This is a genomic window from Gluconacetobacter entanii (assembly GCF_013155425.1).
Classification (GTDB): Bacteria; Pseudomonadota; Alphaproteobacteria; order Acetobacterales; family Acetobacteraceae; genus Novacetimonas; species Novacetimonas entanii.
On sequence record NZ_JABJWD010000039.1, the window covers coordinates 1 to 19,096 of the forward strand.

The 19,096-nt window shown below is 65.8% G+C and carries 15 protein-coding genes; 7 read left to right on the forward strand and 8 right to left on the reverse strand.

What is annotated here, in order from left to right; all coding sequences use genetic code 11:
- Positions 1-151: 151 nt before the first annotated feature.
- From HNH97_RS07030 to gpmI, 4 genes are all read right to left on the reverse strand, one after another.
- Entirely contained in the window at positions 152-664 is a 513-nt protein-coding gene (locus HNH97_RS07030) for an RNA pyrophosphohydrolase (protein WP_171790426.1), read from the reverse strand.
- On the reverse strand, positions 661-2,259 hold the full coding sequence (locus HNH97_RS07035) for a S41 family peptidase (RefSeq protein ID WP_171790427.1): 1,599 nt from the start codon (positions 2,257-2,259) through the stop codon (positions 661-663). The genes HNH97_RS07030 and HNH97_RS07035 overlap by 4 nt, the downstream gene beginning before the upstream one ends.
- 148 nt (positions 2,260-2,407) lie before the next feature.
- Positions 2,408-3,721: a murein hydrolase activator EnvC family protein gene (locus HNH97_RS07040; RefSeq protein ID WP_320442947.1), complete on the reverse strand. Its 1,314-nt coding sequence runs from the start codon at positions 3,719-3,721 to the stop codon at positions 2,408-2,410.
- A 41-nt stretch (positions 3,722-3,762) separates the two neighbouring features.
- Entirely contained in the window at positions 3,763-5,316 is a 1,554-nt protein-coding gene (gene gpmI, locus HNH97_RS07045; protein ID WP_171790428.1) for a 2,3-bisphosphoglycerate-independent phosphoglycerate mutase, read from the reverse strand.
- 87 nt (positions 5,317-5,403) lie between these two features.
- On the opposite strand from gpmI, the gene msrB reads away from it, so the two are divergent.
- On the forward strand, positions 5,404-5,814 hold the full coding sequence (gene msrB, locus HNH97_RS07050) for a peptide-methionine (R)-S-oxide reductase MsrB (RefSeq protein WP_171790429.1): 411 nt from the start codon (positions 5,404-5,406) through the stop codon (positions 5,812-5,814).
- Positions 5,811-6,458, forward strand: coding sequence for a uracil phosphoribosyltransferase (gene upp, locus HNH97_RS07055; RefSeq protein WP_110912148.1), 648 nt, complete (start codon positions 5,811-5,813; stop codon positions 6,456-6,458). Before msrB ends, upp begins: the two co-directional genes overlap by 4 nt.
- 183 nt (positions 6,459-6,641) lie before the next feature.
- On the opposite strand, the gene HNH97_RS07060 is transcribed toward upp, so the two are convergent.
- The 4 genes from HNH97_RS07060 to carA form a co-directional block, all read right to left on the reverse strand.
- Positions 6,642-7,838, reverse strand: coding sequence for a threonine ammonia-lyase (locus HNH97_RS07060; RefSeq protein ID WP_110912149.1), 1,197 nt, complete (start codon positions 7,836-7,838; stop codon positions 6,642-6,644).
- Between the two features lie 10 nt (positions 7,839-7,848).
- The gene (gene greA / locus HNH97_RS07065) at positions 7,849-8,322 is read right to left on the reverse strand and encodes a transcription elongation factor GreA (RefSeq protein ID WP_110096030.1); all 474 of its coding nucleotides are present in this window, start codon (positions 8,320-8,322) and stop codon (positions 7,849-7,851) included.
- Positions 8,323-8,457: 135 nt separating this feature from the next.
- Positions 8,458-11,715, reverse strand: a complete 3,258-nt coding sequence (gene carB / locus HNH97_RS07070; protein ID WP_171790430.1) for a carbamoyl-phosphate synthase large subunit — start codon at positions 11,713-11,715, stop codon at positions 8,458-8,460.
- A 13-nt stretch (positions 11,716-11,728) separates the two neighbouring features.
- Positions 11,729-13,129, reverse strand: a complete 1,401-nt coding sequence (gene carA, locus HNH97_RS07075) for a glutamine-hydrolyzing carbamoyl-phosphate synthase small subunit (RefSeq protein WP_171790431.1) — start codon at positions 13,127-13,129, stop codon at positions 11,729-11,731.
- Positions 13,130-13,282: 153 nt separating this feature from the next.
- Here carA and HNH97_RS07080 point away from each other — a divergent pair, with 153 nt between their 5' ends.
- The 5 genes from HNH97_RS07080 to HNH97_RS07100 all read left to right on the forward strand — a co-directional run bounded on the left by HNH97_RS07080 (position 13,283) and on the right by HNH97_RS07100 (position 19,090).
- Positions 13,283-13,744 carry a GatB/YqeY domain-containing protein gene (locus HNH97_RS07080; protein WP_171790432.1) on the forward strand — a complete coding sequence of 154 codons (462 nt, stop codon included), beginning with the start codon at positions 13,283-13,285 and terminating at the stop codon, positions 13,742-13,744.
- A gap of 14 nt (positions 13,745-13,758) precedes the next feature.
- Positions 13,759-15,630, forward strand: coding sequence for a DNA primase (dnaG, locus tag HNH97_RS07085; protein WP_171790433.1), 1,872 nt, complete (start codon positions 13,759-13,761; stop codon positions 15,628-15,630).
- 232 nt (positions 15,631-15,862) lie between these two features.
- Complete coding sequence (rpoD, locus tag HNH97_RS07090; RefSeq protein ID WP_171790434.1) at positions 15,863-17,842, forward strand: RNA polymerase sigma factor RpoD; 1,980 nt, start codon at positions 15,863-15,865, stop codon at positions 17,840-17,842.
- Positions 17,843-17,909: 67 nt separating this feature from the next.
- Complete coding sequence (locus tag HNH97_RS07095; RefSeq protein WP_110912225.1) at positions 17,910-18,416, forward strand: GNAT family N-acetyltransferase; 507 nt, start codon at positions 17,910-17,912, stop codon at positions 18,414-18,416.
- 122 nt (positions 18,417-18,538) lie between these two features.
- Positions 18,539-19,090: a hypothetical protein gene (locus HNH97_RS07100; protein WP_171790435.1), complete on the forward strand. Its 552-nt coding sequence runs from the start codon at positions 18,539-18,541 to the stop codon at positions 19,088-19,090.
- The last annotated feature ends 6 nt before the right edge of the window (positions 19,091-19,096 follow it).

The following is a 19,096-nucleotide window of genomic DNA, read 5'->3' on the forward strand; positions in this document are numbered from 1 at the left end:
GTCTGTCAGTACGAAGCGATCCATACAGGCTTTGAATCATATGCAGATGCTTGAAAAAAGCATAATTCCCAACAGGCCCCAAAAAGCTTCGAAAGACGTCGCCTTTTTCGATCAAAAGGCGGCACCCAAAAACTTTTGTTATTTAAGGAATTTATGCATCAGCCGGTCGCGCAAACCGGCTGAATTCCTGTATCACCTGATCATAGATCGGACGCTTGAACCCGACATTGAGTCGCGAGATGTCCGCCGCGGGCACCCACTGCCACATGTCGAATTCGGCGGGCAGGTGCGTGTCGAGCCGGATATCGCTGTCGCGCCCCGTAAAGCGCAGGGCAAACCATTTCTGTGTCTGTCCCCGGTACTGGCCGCCCAGTGCCCTGCCGATCAGGTGGTCGGGCAGGTCATAGCTGATCCATTGCGGATATTCGCCAAGGATGACGGCATGGTCGGTGCCGATCTCCTCCATCAGTTCGCGCATCACCGCCTGCCGGGGATTTTCCCCTTCGTCGATGCCGCCCTGCGGGCACTGCCACACGCCGTCGCTGGCGGGGCCGCCCGCGCCGGGCATGTCGGTGCGGCGCGCCATCAGCACCTCGCCCCGCATATTGAACAGCATCGCCCCAACATTGGGGCGATAGGGCAGGGTGGCCTTGTCGATGCTCATGGATGGGCGGGGGTGGAAGGTGTCGCGGGTTTGGCCGGCGTGGCCGGTGCGGCGGGCGGCGTTGTCGTCGCTGGTGCCGCAGGCGCAGGTGTGGCCGGCACGGGGGTGGCTGGCGCCTGCTGTTCGGCGGGGGTGTCCTTCGTCGCGGGCTTGGCCTGCGTCGTGGGGGTATTGACCTTGGTGGGGGCCGCTGCGTTCGCCTTGGTGGTGTCGGGCGTGACCGGCAGGCCCGCCATCGCATGGACGACCTTCAGGCCCTCCTGCAACTGGAAATCGGTGGTGGGCTTGGTCGGGTCGTAATCCGGCCACCCGGCGGGCGGTTCATGCGGCAGGGTCTTGGCGATGGCAGGCAGGTCGGTGCGGGTCGGGGCCTGCGCCGTGTTGCCGCCGCTGTTCTTGATGATGTGCGCCAGGTCCGCCTCGCGGATGCTGTAGCTGTCATCATCGCGGCTTTCCTTGACCATGATGTCGGGCATGATGCCCAGACCCTGGATGGAACGGCCCGATGGCGTGTAGTACCGCGCCGTGGTCAGGCGGATCGCCCCTTCGCCCGGGATCGGCAGGATGGTCTGCACCGATCCCTTGCCGAACGTCTTTTCCCCCACCAGCACGGCGCGATGGTGGTCCTGCAGCGCACCGGCCACGATTTCACTGGCGGAGGCGGAACCACCGTTGATCAGCACCACGATCGGCAGGCCGTTGGTGATGTCCACGTTATGCGCGTCCCAGCGCTGGCTGTCCTGCGCATGGCGCGCGCGGGTGGAGACGATCTCGCCATTCTTGATGAAGTCGCCGCCGACGTCGATCGCCTGCGTCAGCAGGCCGCCCGGGTCGGAACGCAGGTCGATGACCAGGCCGTTGAGCTTGCCATGCGTCTGGGCCTGCAGCTTCTTGTAGGCGTCAACCAGACCGCGCTGCGTTTCCTCGTTGAACTGGGCGATGCGGATATAGCCGGTGGAGTCATACAGCGCCGACTTGATGACCTGCAGCGGGATGATCGCGCGCGTCAGGGTCACGATGATGGGCTTGGGCGTCTTCTCACGGATCAGGGTCAGGGTGATGCGCGTGTCGGGCTTGCCGCGCATGCGGGTCACGACCTGGTCGAGCGGCTGCCCGTCGATGTTCTTGCCGTCGATGGCGACGATGAAGTCACCCGGCTTGATCCCCGCGCGCGCGGCGGGCGTGTTGTCCACGGGGGAGACGACGCGCACATGCCCGTCCTCGCCCTGCACCTCCAGCCCGAGGCCGCCGAACGTGCCCTTCGTCTGGACCTGCAGGTCGGAAAACTGCTTTTCCGTCATGTAGGAACTGTGCGGGTCAAGCCCCGTCAGCATGCCGTTGAGCGCGTTGGTGATGAGGTCGCGCGTGGAGACGGGTTCGACGTAATTGGCCTTCACCTTTTCCAGCACGTAGCCGAACAGGAACATGAGCTGTTCGATCTCATGCGGGGAATTGTCCTTGGGTGACGGGCTGTCCGCATGGGCGATGGATGTCAGGTCAAGCCAGCGTCCCCCCGAATGGAAGGCGAGCTGGGGACCTGCCGCGATGCCAGCAAGAAAGGCGCAACCAAGCAGCAGGCCATTACGGAACTTCATGCGTCGTCGTCTCCTGAATGGCCATCCACGCAATCGGCGTCTGACCTGCATATGGTGACCAGCCCCATATGGGAGGGGGGTCATAGTCCGTCATCGGTCGCACACCTTATACCGAACTTGATGCACACGGAAACCGTGTAAACCAATTCTACAGGTATGGCGCGGGGTTAACGGCGGTGCCCCCGCGCCGCAACTGCACGAACAGGGTGGGCCGTGCCTGCGCGCCCGACCAGGCCGGCATCTGGCCCACCGGCGCGCCCTTGACGATCTGCTGTCCCGGGGCGACGGCCATGTCCCCGATTCCGGCCAGGACAAAGCGGTAATGCTGCCCGCAATTGAGGATCATCATCTGCCCGTAGGAGCGGAACGGTCCCGCGAAATCGACTCGCCCGCTGCAGGGCGCGCGCACGGTCGCGCGTGACGGTGGGGCGTAGGTCACGCCGCTGGCCGGGCCGCTTTCGGTGGACTGGCCCCATCCTGTGACGATGCTGCCGGGCACGGGGGCGCCCGCGCTGCCGGGACGTGTCGCGTTGACGCCCGGACCCGGCCCCGCGGCAAGGGCGCGGGCACGGGCGCGCGTGGCCTCGGCCTCCTGCGTGCGGTGGGCGCGCTCGGCCTCCTGTGCCGCGCGTTCAAGGTTGGCCTGTGCGGTGCGTTCGACCTCCTCGATCCGGCCGATCGCGTCCTGCAGGCTCGACGCCTTGCGGGCCGCGTCCTCCACCTGCTGGGTGGCGCTGCGTACGGCGGCGTTGGACTGCCTCTGCGCCTCCAGCGCGGCATGGGCGGAACGGTTGACGCTGTCGCGCTGGCTTTCCTGCTGCGCCAGCAGTTGCGTCATGCGCCCCTTCTGCTGCGCCAGTTCGGCGTCAAGCTGCGCCAGGCGGGCGCGACGGTCATGGATCTGGCGCGCCTGCTGGGCAATGCGCGTGGTCAGGCCGCGCATGACCAGCAGGCCCGTCACCGCGCGATCGGCGGGCAGCGGCACCGCAAGCAGCGTGTCGGCGGGATAGAGGGAGAGGCGTTCGACCACCGGCAGCAGCGGCGTCAGCGCCGCGACATCCTGCGTCAGCGCCCTGTGCAGGGTGTCCTGTTCGGTGTGCAGGGCGGCAATCCTGCTGTCGAGGTCGGCGGTGTCCTGTTCCGTGCGTTGCAGGCGCGCGGTTGCGTCCACCGTCGCCGCCGACAGTTCGGTGGCGCGGGCGGCATCACGCTGGGCCTGTGCCTCGGCCTCGTGCTGGGCCTTGATGCGGGCCTGCATTTCCGCGCCCTGCTGTTTCTCACGCGCCAGCAGGGCCTCGCGCGCGGTGCGGGCGTTCTCGATCTGGCGGCGGATGCTCTGGGTCTCGTGCCCCTCCGGCGTCGCGACCGCCGGGCCGTGCACGTGATGGAGCGTGTGTGAGGCCGATGGCGTCGCGGCAGGGCAGAAAGGGGCGGCCAGCACAATGGCGAGGCACACCCCCACGAAAAGACCGCGACGCAGGGTAATGGCGGATGGGGCGGCCGTCAGGATGGCGTCGGTCCATCCAGCAGGGAGCGTCCCGTCATGGCGGCAGGCTGCGCCAGACCCATCAGCGCCAGCAGCGTGGGTGCAAGGTCCGCCAGTCGCCCGTCATGCACATGCGCGCCCGCCACCCCATGCAGCACGACCGGCACGACATTGAGGGTATGGGCGGTGTGCGGTCCCTGTGTTTCGGGATCGAACATGGTTTCGGCATTGCCATGGTCCGCCGTGACCAGCAGCGCGCCGCCCGCGCGGTCGATGGCGTCCACGATACGGCCAAGGCCGGTATCCACCGCTTCGACCGCCTTGATCGCCGCTGCCAGCACGCCGGTATGGCCCACCATGTCGGGATTGGCGAAGTTCAGGACGATCAGGTCGTATTTGCCGCTGTCGATCGCCTCCACCGCGCGCTGCGTCAGTTCGGGGGCCGACATTTCGGGCTGCAGGTCATAGGTCGCGACCTTGGGGGAGGGGACCATGATCCGGTCCTCGTCGGGCAGTTGCTCCTCCCGCCCGCCATTGAGGAAGTAGGTGACGTGGGGATATTTCTCTGTCTCCGCCATGCGAAGCTGCTTCCGCCCGGCGGCGGAGACCACATCGCCCAGCAGGTCGCGCAGTTCCTGTGGCGGGAACAGGACGGAAATCAGTTCCGCCAGCCTGTCGGAATAGCGCGTCATGCCAAGGACGGCGGCGAAATGGATGATACGTTCGCGGTGGAACCCCTCGAACTTTGGCTCCAGCAGCGCGTCGAGCAACTGGCGGATGCGATCGGCGCGGAAGTTGAACGACACGATGCCGTCGCCATCCTTCATGCCCTGGTAATCGCCGATGGCGGTGGGGTCGATGAACTCGTCCGTGGTGCCCCTGGCATAGGACGCTTCCAGCACGGCATCGGCGCTGTCGGCATGCGGGCCGTGGCCGGCGGTGATGACGTCATAGACCTTCTGCACGCGCTCCCACCGGCGATCGCGGTCCATGGCGTAATACCGGCCTGAAATGCTGGCGATGCGGGCCTGCGGCGGCAGGTCGCGCAGCAGGCGCGCCACGTAATCGCGCCCCGAATGGGGGGGCGTGTCGCGGCCGTCGCTGAAGATGTGCACCGCGACGGGAATCCCCTGCGCGCAGATGATCTTCGCCAGTGCGACGGCATGGTCCTGGTGCGCATGCACGCCCCCGGTGGAGACGAGGCCCATCAGGTGGCACGTGCCGCCGCTTTTCTTCAGCGCGGCAAGGAAATCGCGCATGACCGGGGCTTCGGCCGCGCTGCCATCGCGCAGGGCGGTGGTGATGCGCGGCAGTTCCTGCATGACGACGCGGCCCGCGCCGATATTGAGGTGCCCGACCTCCGAATTGCCCATCTGCCCTTCCGGCAGGCCGACATCCTCCCCACATGTGCGCAGGAACGCATGCGGGTCATGGCCCCACAGCCTGTCGAAGGTCGGGGTATGGGCGGCGGCGACGGCATTGTCGGCCGTATCCTCGCGCCAGCCAAATCCGTCGAGGATCGCCAGCATGACGGGACGGCGGGCCTGAAGGTCGGGTGCATGGGTGGGCATGGGTTGTTCCTCTCCCTTATTTTGTCGCCCATAATGCCCTAAATGACATCCCTGCGGAATGCCTGCCGAGGGCATTATGAAAGGAAAATGACGATGGACCAGACGGAAAGCGGACCGGGCGGGTGTGGCTGCCTGACGCCGGAACAGGTGCGTGTCCTGCGTGAACATGGAACCGAACGTCCCGGTTCCAGCCCCCTGAATGACGAAAAACGCCCCGGCGAATATCGTTGCGCCGGATGTGGCGCCGCGCTGTTTTCCTCCACCGCCAAGTATGACAGCGGAAGTGGCTGGCCGTCCTTTACGCAGGCGCTGCCCGGCGCGGTCGCCACCACCACGGACACCAGTCACGGCATGACCCGGACGGAGGTCCACTGCGCACACTGCCACGGCCATCTGGGCCATGTCTTCCCCGACGGGCCGCCGCCCACGGGGCAGCGCTACTGCATGAACGGCATCGTGCTGACATTCGTCCCGCGCGATGGCGGGGTGGGGGCATGACGGACTTTTCCCATGACCCCGGCGTCGTGGTCGTCACGCATCCGCTGGCGCAGCACAAGCTGACGCTGATGCGTGACGCGCGGACCTCGACAGGGGAGTTCCGCACGCTGGCGCGCGAACTCAGCGTGCTGCTGGGCTACGAGGCGATGCGTGATCTGCCGCTGGAGAATGTGGAGATCGAAACCCCGCTGGAGCGCATGGACGCGCCCCGCCTTGCGGGCAAGAAGCTCTGCCTTGTCTCCATCCTGCGGGCGGGGAACGGGATCCTTGACGGGATGCTCGACCTCGTGCCGTCGGCGCGGGTGGGACATATCGGCCTGTTCCGTGATCCCGAAACGCTGGAGCCTGTGGAATATTACCTCAAGCTGCCTGACGATATCGGGCGGCGCATCTGCATCGTGGTGGACCCGATGCTGGCGACGGGCCACAGTGCCGCGGCGGCAATCGCGCGCCTGAAACAGGCGGGGGCGGAAAATATCGTCTTCGTCTGCCTGCTGGCCGCACCGCAGGGCGTCGCCTGCCTGCGTGCGGAACATCCCGATGTGCGGATCGTCACCTGTGCGATTGACCGCGAACTTGACGGCCATGGCTATATCCGGCCCGGCCTCGGGGATGCGGGGGACCGCCTGTTCGGCACGAAGTAGGGAAGGAAGCCCCGGGCTCTGCCCGGACCCGGCAGGGAGCGCGCTCCCTGCACCCTGATTCATTGTCCGCAGAATTGTCCGGGAAGTTCTGGAAAATCAGGGAAAGTCATAAAAGTTTTTGGTGAAGCTTTTGAACGAAAAAGCTTCGAAAGACGCTGCCCTTTTAAAAAAGGCAGCACCCCCTCACGCCCGCCGCACGATATAGGTCTTCGACAGTTCCGCCTCCAGCGCGCGGGCATGTTCGGGGTCGCGTGCCTCGATCATGACCTCGAGTTCGGCGGCCTGCACGCTTGGCGTGGTGAACAGGCGCTGGTGCGAGACCTCGATGATGTTGCCGCCCGCCTCGCCGATCTTGCGCGAGATGTCGGCCAGCACGCCGGGACGGTCGGGAATTTCCATCTTCAGGCACAAAAGCCGCCCGTCGCGCAGGAGCGAGCGCAGCAGCGTGTTGGCAAGGATGCGGCTGTCGATGTTGCCACCCGTGATCGGCAGCGCGACCCGCTTGCCCCGGAACAGTTCGGGATAGGTCAGCACGGCGGCCAGTGCGGTCGCACCCGCGCCCTCGCTCACCTGCTTGGCCCCTTCGGCCAGCATGGTGATCGCGGTCTCGATCGCGCTTTCGGGCACCGTCAGCACGGTGGAGACATGTTCGCGCAGAACCTCGAGTGGCTGGCGCCCAACCTTGAGCACCGCGATCCCCTCGGCAATGGTCGGGCCGCCGGGGGGAAGCACCTCATCACCGGGAAAGCCGGAAAGCGAGGAGTAGTTCTCCACCTGCACGCCCATGATGTCCATGCCCGGACGCAGCGCGCGCGCGCTCACCGCGCAGCCCGACAGCAGTCCGCCACCGCCAATGGGGCAGACGAAGGTGTCGAGTTCGCCGGCATCCTCCAGCAGTTCGAGGGCGAAGGTGCCCTGCCCGGCCATGACCTCGGGGTCGTCATAGGGATGGACGAACACCCGGCCCTCGCGCTCGCACAGTTCGTTGGCATGGGCCGTGGCCTCGGCGAAGTTGTCGCCATGCAGGACGACGCGCGCGCCCCACGCGGCGGTGCGCGTCACCTTGGCCACGGGGGTGAAGCGCGGCATGACGATCACCGCGTCAATGCCCAGAAGCGAGGCATGGCGGGCCACGCCCTGCGCATGGTTCCCGGCGGAAACCGTGATCACGCCGCGCCTGCGCTCGCTCTCATCCAGCAGCGCAAGCTTGTTGGCGGCGCCACGTTCCTTGAAGGACCCCACGGCCTGCAGGTTGTCGAGCTTGAGCACGATATCCGCGCCGGTCGCCCGCGAAAGCGCCTGCGACGGAAGGGTCGGGGTGCGCAGGACACGCCCTTCGATCCGCCGTGCGGCGGCGCGGATATCGTCGAATGTGATCACGTTCTTCGCCTCAGCCGTAGGTGACGGCCAGTATTTCATAGGTCCGGTCGCCACCGGGGGCCGGGACGGACACGGTATCGCCCACGCTCTTGCCGATCAGCGACTTGGCCAGCGGGGAGGAGACGGACAGCAGGCCCTGCTTGATGTCGGCCTCATAGACGCCGACGATCTGGTAGGTGGCTTCCTTGTCGGTTTCCTCGTCCACGAGATGGACGCGCGCGCCGAATTTCACCTGGTCGCCCGACAGGGTGGCAGGGTCGATCACCTCGGCGGAGGAGACGATCTCCTCCAGTTCGAGGATGCGGCCCTCGGTAAAGGACTGGCGTTCGCGCGCGGCGTGGTATTCGGCATTTTCCGACAGGTCGCCGTGGCTGCGCGCCTCGGCGATGGCCCGTATGATGGCCGGGCGTTCTTCACTCTTGAGCTTGCGAAGTTCTTCTTCGAGCCGTTGCAGGCCAGCGCCTGTCATCGGAAATTTCTGCAAGATGTATCCCCGGGGTGAAGGTCAGCGTTCGATGACTGACGGATGGTGTGGTCATGGCGGACGCCCGCATGAAACGACCCCCGCCCATCCGCGCGGCCGATGGGGCCGACGGACGGGCAGGGGCATGCATGGCGTTCAGTACGATCCCTTAAAGTAGGATTGAAGCGGCGCGACTTCAAGAACCCCGTCGCGCATCGCAGCAATCGCATAGGTCGCGGCCCGTGCGCCCGCGATGGTGGTGTAATGCGGGATGCCATGCGTCAGCGCGGAACGGCGGATGTCAAAGCTGTCGGCAACCGCCTGCGCGCCCTGCGCGGTGTTGATGACCATCTGGATTTCGCCCGAACGGATCGCATCCACGCAGTTGGGACGACCCTCCAGCACCTTGTTGACCACGCGCACCTCGACGCCCGCGTCACGTAGGCACTGCGCGGTGCCACGGGTTGCGACCACGCTGAATCCCATGTCCACCAGGCGGCGGCCCAGCGACTTGACGGCGGCCTTGTCGCTGTCGCGCACCGACAGGAACACCTCCCCCGACAGCGGCAGGCGCACGCCGGCGGCAAGCTGCGACTTGGCGAACGCGCGCTCGAACGAGGCATCGAGGCCCATGACCTCACCCGTGGAGCGCATTTCCGGCCCGAGGATCGTATCGACGTCGGGGAAGCGGTTGAACGGGAATACCGCTTCCTTCACCGCGACATGCGGGGCCACCGCCTGGTCATCGAGGCGGAATTCCGACAGGTGTGCGCCAGCCATGACACGCGCGCCGATCTTGGCGACGGGAACGCCCGTGGCCTTGGCGACGAAGGGCACGGTGCGCGACGCGCGGGGATTGACCTCAAGGACGAAGATGTCGTGCCCCTTGATCGCGTACTGCACGTTCATCAGCCCGACAATGCCGAGTTCGCGGGCCATGGCCTCCGTCTGCGCCTTCAGTTCGGTGACGATGGCGGGCGAGAGGGTATAGGGCGGCAGCGAACAGGCGCTGTCGCCCGAATGGATGCCCGCTTCCTCGATATGTTCCATGACACCGGCGACATAGACGTCGGTGCCATCGGCGATGCAGTCCACGTCGGCCTCGATCGCGTCGTTGAGGTAGCGGTCGATCAGCACCGGACCCGAGGCCACGTCATGCCCCGCAAGCTGCAGCGCCACGCGCATGTAGCGCTGCAGGCTGGCGCGGTCATGCACGATTTCCATCGCGCGCCCACCCAGCACATAGGACGGGCGCACCACGACGGGGTATCCGATCCGGTCGGCCACGTCCTCGGCTTCCGCCAGCGACCGTGCGATGCCGTTTTCGGGCTGGCGCAGGCCGACCTTGTGCAGCATCGCCTGGAAGCGTTCGCGGTCCTCTGCCCGGTCGATGGCGTCCGCCGGCGTGCCCAGCAGCGCAATCCCCGCCGTCTCCAGCGCATGTGACAGCTTCAGCGGCGTCTGGCCGCCATACTGCACGATGCAGCCCAGCACGGTGCCGTTTTCCTGTTCGCGGCGGATCAGGGCGATCACGTCCTCTGCCGTCAGGGGCTCGAAATACAGCCGGTCGGACGTGTCGTAATCGGTGGACACCGTCTCGGGGTTGCAGTTGACCATGATGGTCTCGAACCCGGCCTCACGCAGGGCATAGGCCGCATGCACGCAGCAATAGTCGAACTCGATCCCCTGTCCGATGCGGTTCGGCCCGCCGCCAAGGATGACGATCTTCTTCCGGTCGGTCGGGTCGCTTTCGCATTCCGGCGCGCCGAACCCACCTTCATACGTGGAATACATGTATGGCGTGGGCGATGCGAACTCACCCGCGCAGGTGTCGATCCGCTTGTAGGCGGGCGTGACCCCAAGGCGCGTGCGCAGTTCGAGGATCTCCGCCGCTGACGTGCCCGACAGCCGCCCAAGCTGCACGTCGGAGAAGCCGAGGCTTTTCAGCGCGCGCATCTTGTCCGCGTCACGCGGCAGGCCGTCGCGCACGATGGCATGTTCGGCGGCGATGATCTTTTGCAGTTCACGCAGGAACCACGGCTCGAACCTGCAGGCGTCGTGGATGTCCTCGACGCTCAGGCCCGCGCGCAGGGCCTGCGCCGCCATCAGGATGCGTTCGGGGCGTGGCTGCGACAGGGCGGCACGGAAGGCGTCCGGCCCGCCATCGCCCGGCGCGTCCACGGGGTCGAGGCCCGAAAGCCCGATTTCCATGGACCGCAGGCCCTTCTGCATCGCCTCGGGGAAGGAGCGGCCGATGGCCATCGCCTCGCCCACGGATTTCATGCTGGTGGACAGCAGCGCCGGCGTGCCGGGGAACTTTTCGAACGTGAAGCGCGGGATCTTGACGACGACGTAATCGATCGTCGGCTCGAACGAGGCCGGGGTGCTGCCGCCGGTGATGTCGTTGGCCAGTTCGTCAAGCGTGTAGCCCACCGCAAGCTTCGCCGCGATCTTGGCGATGGGGAAGCCCGTCGCCTTGGACGCCAGCGCGGAGGAGCGCGAGACGCGGGGGTTCATCTCGATCACGACCATGCGGCCATCGACGGGGTTGATGCCGAACTGCACGTTTGACCCGCCGGTTTCCACCCCGATCTTGCGCAGGCACGCCAGGGAGGCGTCGCGCATGCGCTGGTATTCCTTGTCCGTCAGCGTCAGCGCCGGGGCGACGGTGATGGAATCACCCGTATGCACGCCCATCGGGTCGATGTTCTCGATGGAGCAGATGATGATGCAGTTGTCGGCGGCGTCGCGCACGACCTCCATCTCGTACTCTTTCCAGCCGAGGACGGATTCCTCGATCAGCACCTCGGTCGTGGGGGAGGCGTCGAGGCCGGAGGAGACGATGCGGTCGAACTCCTCGCGGTTATAGGCGATGCCGCCACCCGACCCGCCCATGGTGAAGGACGGGCGGATGACTGATGGCAGGCCCACCTGCTTGAGCGCCTCGCGCGCTTCGGCCAGTGTGTGGGCGATGACGCTGCGCGGGCTTTCGATGCCGATGGCGTCCATCGCCTCGCGGAACTTCTGCCGGTCCTCGGCACGGTCGATCACCTCGGCGTTCGCGCCGATCAGTTCGACATTATGCTTTTTGAGGAAGCCCGACTTGTCGAGTGCCATCGCCGTGTTCAGCGCGGTCTGCCCGCCCATGGTCGGCAGGATGGCGTCGGGCTTTTCACGCAGGATGATGCGTTCGACGAATTCCGGGGTGATCGGCTCGATATAGGTCGCATCCGCAAGGCCCGGATCGGTCATGATCGTCGCCGGATTGGAATTGACGAGGATGACGCGATAGCCCTCTTCCTTCAGGGCCTTGCACGCCTGCGCGCCGGAATAGTCGAATTCGCACGCCTGGCCGATCACGATCGGGCCGGCGCCGATAATCAGGATGGAGCTGATATCTGTCCGTTTGGGCATGTCGATACGGCTTTCAGGCGGTGGGGGAGAGGGAGTCGATCAGGGCGACGAAACGGTCGAACAGGTAACGGCTGTCCGACGGGCCGGGGCTGGATTCGGGATGGTACTGCACCGAAAACGCGGGGTAGCGGTCGGACGCGATGCCTTCGTTCGATCCGTCGAACAGGCTGATATGCGTCGCGCGCACGCCATCGGGCAGGGTCTTGTCATCCACGGCGAAGCCATGGTTCTGGCTGGTGATTTCCACCTTGCCGGTGGCGAGGTCCTTGACGGGCTGGTTCGCGCCGCGATGCCCGCGCTCCAGCTTGTAGGTCTTCGCCCCCAGCGTCAGGGCCAGCAACTGGTGGCCAAGGCAGATGCCGAACACCGGCTTGCCCGCGTCAAGCACGCCACGGATGGCGGGGACGGCATAGGACGCGGTGGCCGCCGGGTCGCCGGGGCCGTTGGACAGGAACACGCCCGCCGGATCGTGCGACAGGATGTCTTCGGCCGTGGCGGTGGCGGGGACGACGATCACCTCGCACCCGGCCGATGACAGGCAGCGCAGGATATTGCGCTTCGCCCCGTAATCGACGGCGACGACGCGGCGGCGCTTTGCCGGCAGCGGCACGGTGCCGTGCGGCCAGTGCCACACGCCCTCATCCCAGGCGTAGGGTTTGGCGCAGGTGACTTCGCGCGCAAGGTCCATGCCCTCCAGCCCCGGCCACGCGCGGGCCTGCGCCTGAAGTGCTGCGATGTCGATCCTGCCGTCGGCGGGGTAGGCGACGATGGCCGTCTGCGGGCCGCCATCGCGGATGCGGCGCGTGATCGCGCGCGTGTCGATGCCGCAGATGCCCGGGATGCCGCGTGCCTTCAGCCACGCATCAAGCGATTCCACCGAACGCCAGTTCGCGGGCGCGGTCAGGTCTTCCTTGACCACCAGCGCGCGGGCGGCGACGCGCGCGGCCTCGTCATCCTCCGGCGTGGTGCCGACATTGCCGATATGGGGGAAGGTGAAGGTGATGATCTGCCCGGCGAAGGACGGGTCCGTCAGGGTTTCCTGATAGCCGGTCATGCCGGTGGAGAAGCAGATCTCCCCGATGGCGGAGGCGGCTTCGCCATGTGCGCCAAAGCCGCGTCCCCACAGGACGGTGCCATCGGCCAGGATCAGGGCGGCGGTCGCGGCGGGAGGGCGCTCGGCCGGGACGGTCGGGGAAGGCGCGGTCATGGGGGGCTCCGGTCGGTCGGATTCTGTGGCGGGTTGCAGGTCGGACAGGGACAGCCCGGTTTCGCGCAGCACCACGGTCCAGTGCTTGGGCGGGATGGCGCGGGCCTGTCGCCATTTGCGCACGGCCTCGGTACTGACACCCGTCAGGCGCGCGGCCTGTTCGGGGCCGCCAAGGCGCTTTATGATCTCTTCTATTGTCATCGGCATCTGGATGATTGTCCCTTCCGGGTCTATTTCCTATCAGCGGCCGCAGGCGATGGGAAGAAAATTCCGCACCCCCTGCGTGTCGCGGGACGTGGGAAAAACATTCCCGGACGGGATGGCCGTCCCACATCCCCCTTTATCAACAGGAGTTTGAATATGTCCTTGCGCGCACGTTTCATGGAAGACCTCAAGACAGCCATGAAGGCCGGGCAGAGCGACCGTGTCGGCACGATCCGCATGATCACGGCAAAGCTGAAAGACCTCGACATCGCGGGTCGCGCCAAGGGGGAGGACAAGGTCAGCGACGACGCCGTGATCGGCATGCTGCGCAGCATGGTGAAGTCGCGCACGGAGTCTGCGGCGATGTACCTGCAGGGCGGGCGTCCCGAACTCGCGGAAAAGGAAGAGGCGGAAATCGCCCTGATCCGCAGCTACCTGCCCGCCGACCTTGACGAGGAAACGATCGAGGCCGCCGCGCGCGAGGCGATCGAACGCACGGATGCGACCTCCATGAAGGACATGGGCCGTGTCATGGCGGCGCTGAAGACGCAGTTCGGCAGCGCGCTGGATGCCGCGATCGCAAGTTCGGTGGTCAAGTCGCTGCTGTCCGCGCGCTGAAGGCGTAGCGGCCCATGGCATTCGACCCCGCGTTCCTGGACGAACTTCGTGCCCGCACCCCGATTACATCGGTCATCGGGCGGCGCACGAAGCTTGTGCGCTCCGGCCGGAACTGGAAGGCGTGCTGCCCCTTCCATGGGGAAAAGACGCCGTCATTCTATGTCTATGACGACCATTTCCACTGCTTCGGCTGTGGCGTGCATGGCGATGTGATCTCCTTCGTCATGCAGAGCGAGGGGCGCTCCTTCCCCGAGGCGGTGGAGGAACTCGCCACCGCCTCGGGGCTGGAGATGCCGCGCATGGACCGCCACCAGCGCGACATGCAGCGCGAGGCGCGCACGCTGGGCGATGTGCTGGAGGCGGTGCAGCAGGTGTGGCGCCTGCGCCTGCACCGTAATGAGGGGCGCGAGGGGCTGGCCTACCTGCGCGGGCGCGGCCTGACGGACGAGACGATCGCAGGCTTCGGCCTTGGCTGGTCCGGCGACGGGCGCGGCGGACTGGTGCAGGAACTCGCGGCGCAGGACATCACCCCGCAGATGCTGGCGCAGGCGGGCCTGATGCGCGTGGATGAACAGGGGCGGCCGAAGGGCGAGCTGTTCTTCAACCGCGTCACCTTTCCCATCCATGACCGGCGCGGGCGTCTGGTCTCCTTTGGCGGGCGTATCCTTGGCGACGGGCAGCCCAAATACCTCAACGGCCCGGAAACCGCGATCTTTGCCAAGCGCCGCGTCCTGTTCGGCCTTGACCGCGCCCGCGCTGCGGTGCGTGGGCCACGCGGCGGGGGGGATGTCCCCCCACGGCCCGAACTGCTGGTGGTCGAAGGCTACATGGATGTCATCGCCCTGCACCAGGCGGGGCTTGGTGGCGCGGTCGCCCCGCTGGGCACGGCGCTGACGGCGGAACAGATGGAGGCGCTGTGGCAGGTCTCCCCCGCGCCGGTGCTGTGTTTCGATGGCGATGCGGCGGGGCAGCGCGCGGCGGTGAAGGCGGCGGAGACGGCGCTGCCGCTGCTCAATGTCGAACGGACCCTGCGCTTTTGCACCCTGCCGGAGGGGGAGGATCCCGACAGCCTGCTGCGCCAGCGCGGCACGGCGGCGATGACCGCCCTGATCGACGGCGCGCGCCCGCTGAGCGAGGTGCTGTTCGGGCTGCTCAGCGAGGGGGTGCGCGATCCCGGGCCGGAACAGCGCGCGGCCCTGCGGCAGCGGCTGGAGGGGGCGGCGGCCCAGATCCCGGACCGGGCGCTGGCGTCGGAATACCGCTCCACCCTGCTGGACCGTTTCTTTTCCACGTTCCGCCGCCGTGCCCCTTCCGGGCGCAAGGGGCAGAGGAAAGGGGCCGCACCCCCGCCACGCGCGTCGGCGGGGGTGCTGCCCGTGGCGCCGGACCTCGATGCGCAGGCCGTGGCGCTGGAGCGCATGCGCATCCTGACCGCCATCCTGCTGCGCCATCCCGAAGTGGTCGAGGAAGTGCAGGATGCGTACTGCCGCCTGGACCTGCCGGTTGAACTCTCCGCGCTGCGGGCCGTCATGATCGACATGCTGGCGGAGGAGGACGGTGATCCCGATGCCCCCACGCTGATGGCCACGCTGCTGACGCGCATAGAGGCGGCGGAACTGTCGGACATGCGCGCGCGCGTGCTGTCGTCGCATCCCCTGCCACTGTCGGCGCAGGAACGCGATGACCTGATGGATGTCGATGTGCGGCAGGAATGGTGGCATTTTTACGCGCTTTTGAACGTGGAGCGTTTTGCCGCCGACGTGCGCCTTGATACCGAACGCATGATGGCGGGGGAATTTGACGAACGCCAGTGGGAAAACCTGCGTGTCCGGCTGCTGGCGCTGGAGTCGCTGCGGCGGGGCGGGAACATTCCCGATATGCAATGAGCGCGCGGTGTTTTTGGGGAAATCAGGGCGTGCCCCTTGACTTCGGGGGGTGAATCGACCACCTGCACCTGTCGAAAGAACTGTATGCTATACAATGGCCGTATTTGTGTTTCTGCCGCGTGTCAGGCGCGATGGAAACGGCGGAAGGGACAGTGTTCCCCGACGCGGGGCCTTTGATGTTTCCGCCCGGACCGGGCGGGCCACAGATTTGCTGGGTAGGGATTGATCGGGCATGGCGACAAAGACAGCCGCGGGAACGGATGCAGCTTCCGGTGATCAGGACAATGACACCACCTTGCTGGATACGCAGTCCGGAGCCGTCAAAAGGCTGATCGCGCGTGGCAAGGAACGGGGCTACATCACCTTTGACGAACTGAACGCCGTCCTTCCGCAGGACCAGATGTCTTCCGAACAGATCGAGGACGTCATGGCGGCCCTGTCGGAAATGGGCATGCAGGTCGTCGAGAACGAGGACAACGACAGCGAGTCCGAAGACACCGCTGCCGAGCCGGAAGCCAAGAGCGAGGAACCCGCCGAGGGCGAAAGCGAGGAACCGGCCGCCGGTAACGTCGATAGCGAGAACCTTGGCCGCACCGATGACCCGGTGCGCATGTACCTGCGCGAAATGGGGTCGGTCGAGCTCCTCTCCCGCGAGGGCGAGATCGCGATCGCCAAGCGGATCGAGGCGGGCCGTGACGAGATGATCGGCGGCCTGTGCGAAAGCCCGCTGACGTTCCGCGCCATCATTTCGTGGCACGAACGGCTCAAGGCCGGGGAAATGCTGCTGCGTGACATCGTTGACCTCGAGGCGATGCAGTCCGGCAATGCCGCCCCGGGCGAGGAGACGGAAGAAGGCGAGGAGCCCGCGTCCGAAGACGGTTTCGAGGCCACGTCCGAGAACGAGGAGGCCGAGGAAGGCGAGGGTGAGGGCGAAGGCGCCGGCCTGTCGCTCTCCGCGCTGGAGGAAAAGCTCAAGCCCGAGATCCTCGAACAGTTCGAGGAAGTCGAGGCGCTGTACGCCCGCCTGCACGAACTTCAGGCCACCCGGCTTGAGAAGCTGACGTCGGGCGGTGAAATCTCCGCCGAGGCGGAGGCCGCGTACGAGCAGTTGCGCTGCGAACTTGTCGGCAAGGTCCAGCAGGTCCACCTCCACAACACCCGCATCGAGGTGCTGGTGGAGCACCTGAAGGCCATCTTCCAGCGCCTTAACGGGCTGGAGGGGCGGATGCTGCGCCTCGCCGAAAGCACCAAGGTCTCACGCGAGGATTTCCTGCTGAAATATCGCGGGCGCGAACTGGACCCGGGCTGGGTGGATGTCGTCTCCGCCCTGCCGGGCAAGGCGTGGAAGAATTTCGTCGCCAAGCACATGGACACGGTCATCCGCCTGCGTGGGCAGGTGGCGGAACTGACGCAGGAGACGGGGCTGCCGGTGGGCGAATTCCGCCGCGTCTATGCCACCGTGTCACGGGGCGAGCGTGATTCCGCGCGCGCCAAGAAGGAAATGATCGAGGCGAACCTGCGCCTCGTGATCTCGATCGCCAAGAAATACACCAATCGCGGCCTGCAGTTCCTCGACCTGATTCAGGAAGGCAATATCGGCCTGATGAAGGCGGTGGACAAATTCGAATACCGCCGTGGCTACAAATTCTCGACCTATGCGACATGGTGGATCCGCCAGGCGATCACGCGCTCCATCGCGGACCAGGCGCGCACGATCCGCATCCCGGTCCACATGATCGAGACGATCAACAAGCTGGTGCGTACCTCGCGCCAGATGCTGCACGAGATCGGGCGCGAGCCCGCGCCGGAGGAACTGGCCGAAAAGCTGGGCATGCCGCTGGAGAAGGTGCGCAAGGTGCTCAAGATCGCCAAGGAGCCGATCTCCCTCGAAACCCCGATCGGGGACGAGGAAGACAGCCACCTGGGTGATTTCATCGAGGACAAGACGGCGGTCATCCCGCTGGATGCCGCGATCCAGACGAACCTGCGCGAGGCGACGACGCGCGTGCTCTCCTCGCTCACCCCGCGAGAGGAGCGTGTGCTGCGCATGCGCTTTGGCATCGGCATGAACACCGACCATACGCTTGAGGAGGTGGGGCAGCAGTTCAACGTGACACGTGAACGCATCCGCCAGATCGAGGCCAAGGCCCTGCGCAAGCTCAAGCATCCCAGCCGCAGCCGCAAGCTTCGCTCCTTCCTTGACGATAACTGATCGTCCCGGGGGGCAGGTCGTGGCGCAGGGTGTCACGCGGGTGTCGGTGGACGTGACGTTCCTGTGCATGGACCGCCAGCCACCCGGTCCCGTCCCGGAATTGCCGGAAGGTTATGAGATACGGCGGGAGATCCATCCCGCCGTATCGCTGTACCGCGACCTGTACAACCGTATCGGGCAGGATTACTGCTGGTGGCTGCGGCGTGTGATGGGGGATGCGCAACTGGCCGAACTGCTGGGCAATCCGGCGGTGGGGGTCTATGTCCTGCGCGACCATGGCGAGGTGGCCGGGTTCTTCGAACTCGATGCGCGGCAATGTCCCGATATCAACCTTGCCTATTTCGGGCTGTTGCCCCGGTGGATCGGGCGTGGGGTCGGGCTGTCATTCCTGCATGCCGCCATCCGCACGGCATGGCGGCAGCGTCCCGCCGCGCTGCGGGTCAATACCTGTTCCGCCGATCATCCCCGTGCGCTTCCGAACTATGTCCGGGCGGGATTCCGCGTGGTTCGGGTCCTGCGAGAGGTATGGGACATTCCCGACCATATCGGGCTGCACCTACCGGAAATCCAGTAAAATCTGACAGTTAGGCAAGTCTGAAACTCATACTTAATGTAAGTGTAAAATTATTTTGTTTCGCCCGTTGTTATGACAACATATGGAACCAATATCTGCTCCAGAAAAGGAGATATGGTCGGGTGGAATACAATTTTTCCTATTATTCGTTTTGCGGGATAAGCAAGGCAGACCTGCTGTCCGGTCTGGGCATGCAGGACACCGGTACCCTCGACGCCAATGGGCAGTATGATTTTACCATGGCGCAGTTGCCGGACCACTGGATTGTCTTTCGCTACAACAACCTTGGTCGCCCGCCTGCCGTCGCGCGAAAGGAACTGTCGCGGCAGGGGACCCTGATTGCGTGCGACGTGCGCGAAGGCGAGCATGTCTGCCGCGTGGAGTGTTATGAACATGGCGTGCTGAAATGGTCCATCAGCCACGATGGGGAGGCAGGCGATACGCTGGACCTTGAGGTGGTGGGGGTCGTGCCGCCCACCTTCGCCCCCATGCGCAGGGCTGCCTTCGCCGCGCAACAGAAGGCCGATCAGGCGGGGGAGGACGCCCATTACATGTACTGGCTGCCGCTTGACTTCGCCGCCAGCCTGACCGGTTACCGCTATGACCGGGAAAAATTCCCGTGGGGCACGCCGCAGTTCACGGAAATCGAACCGGTCATCCCGACCACGTTCTGATGCATG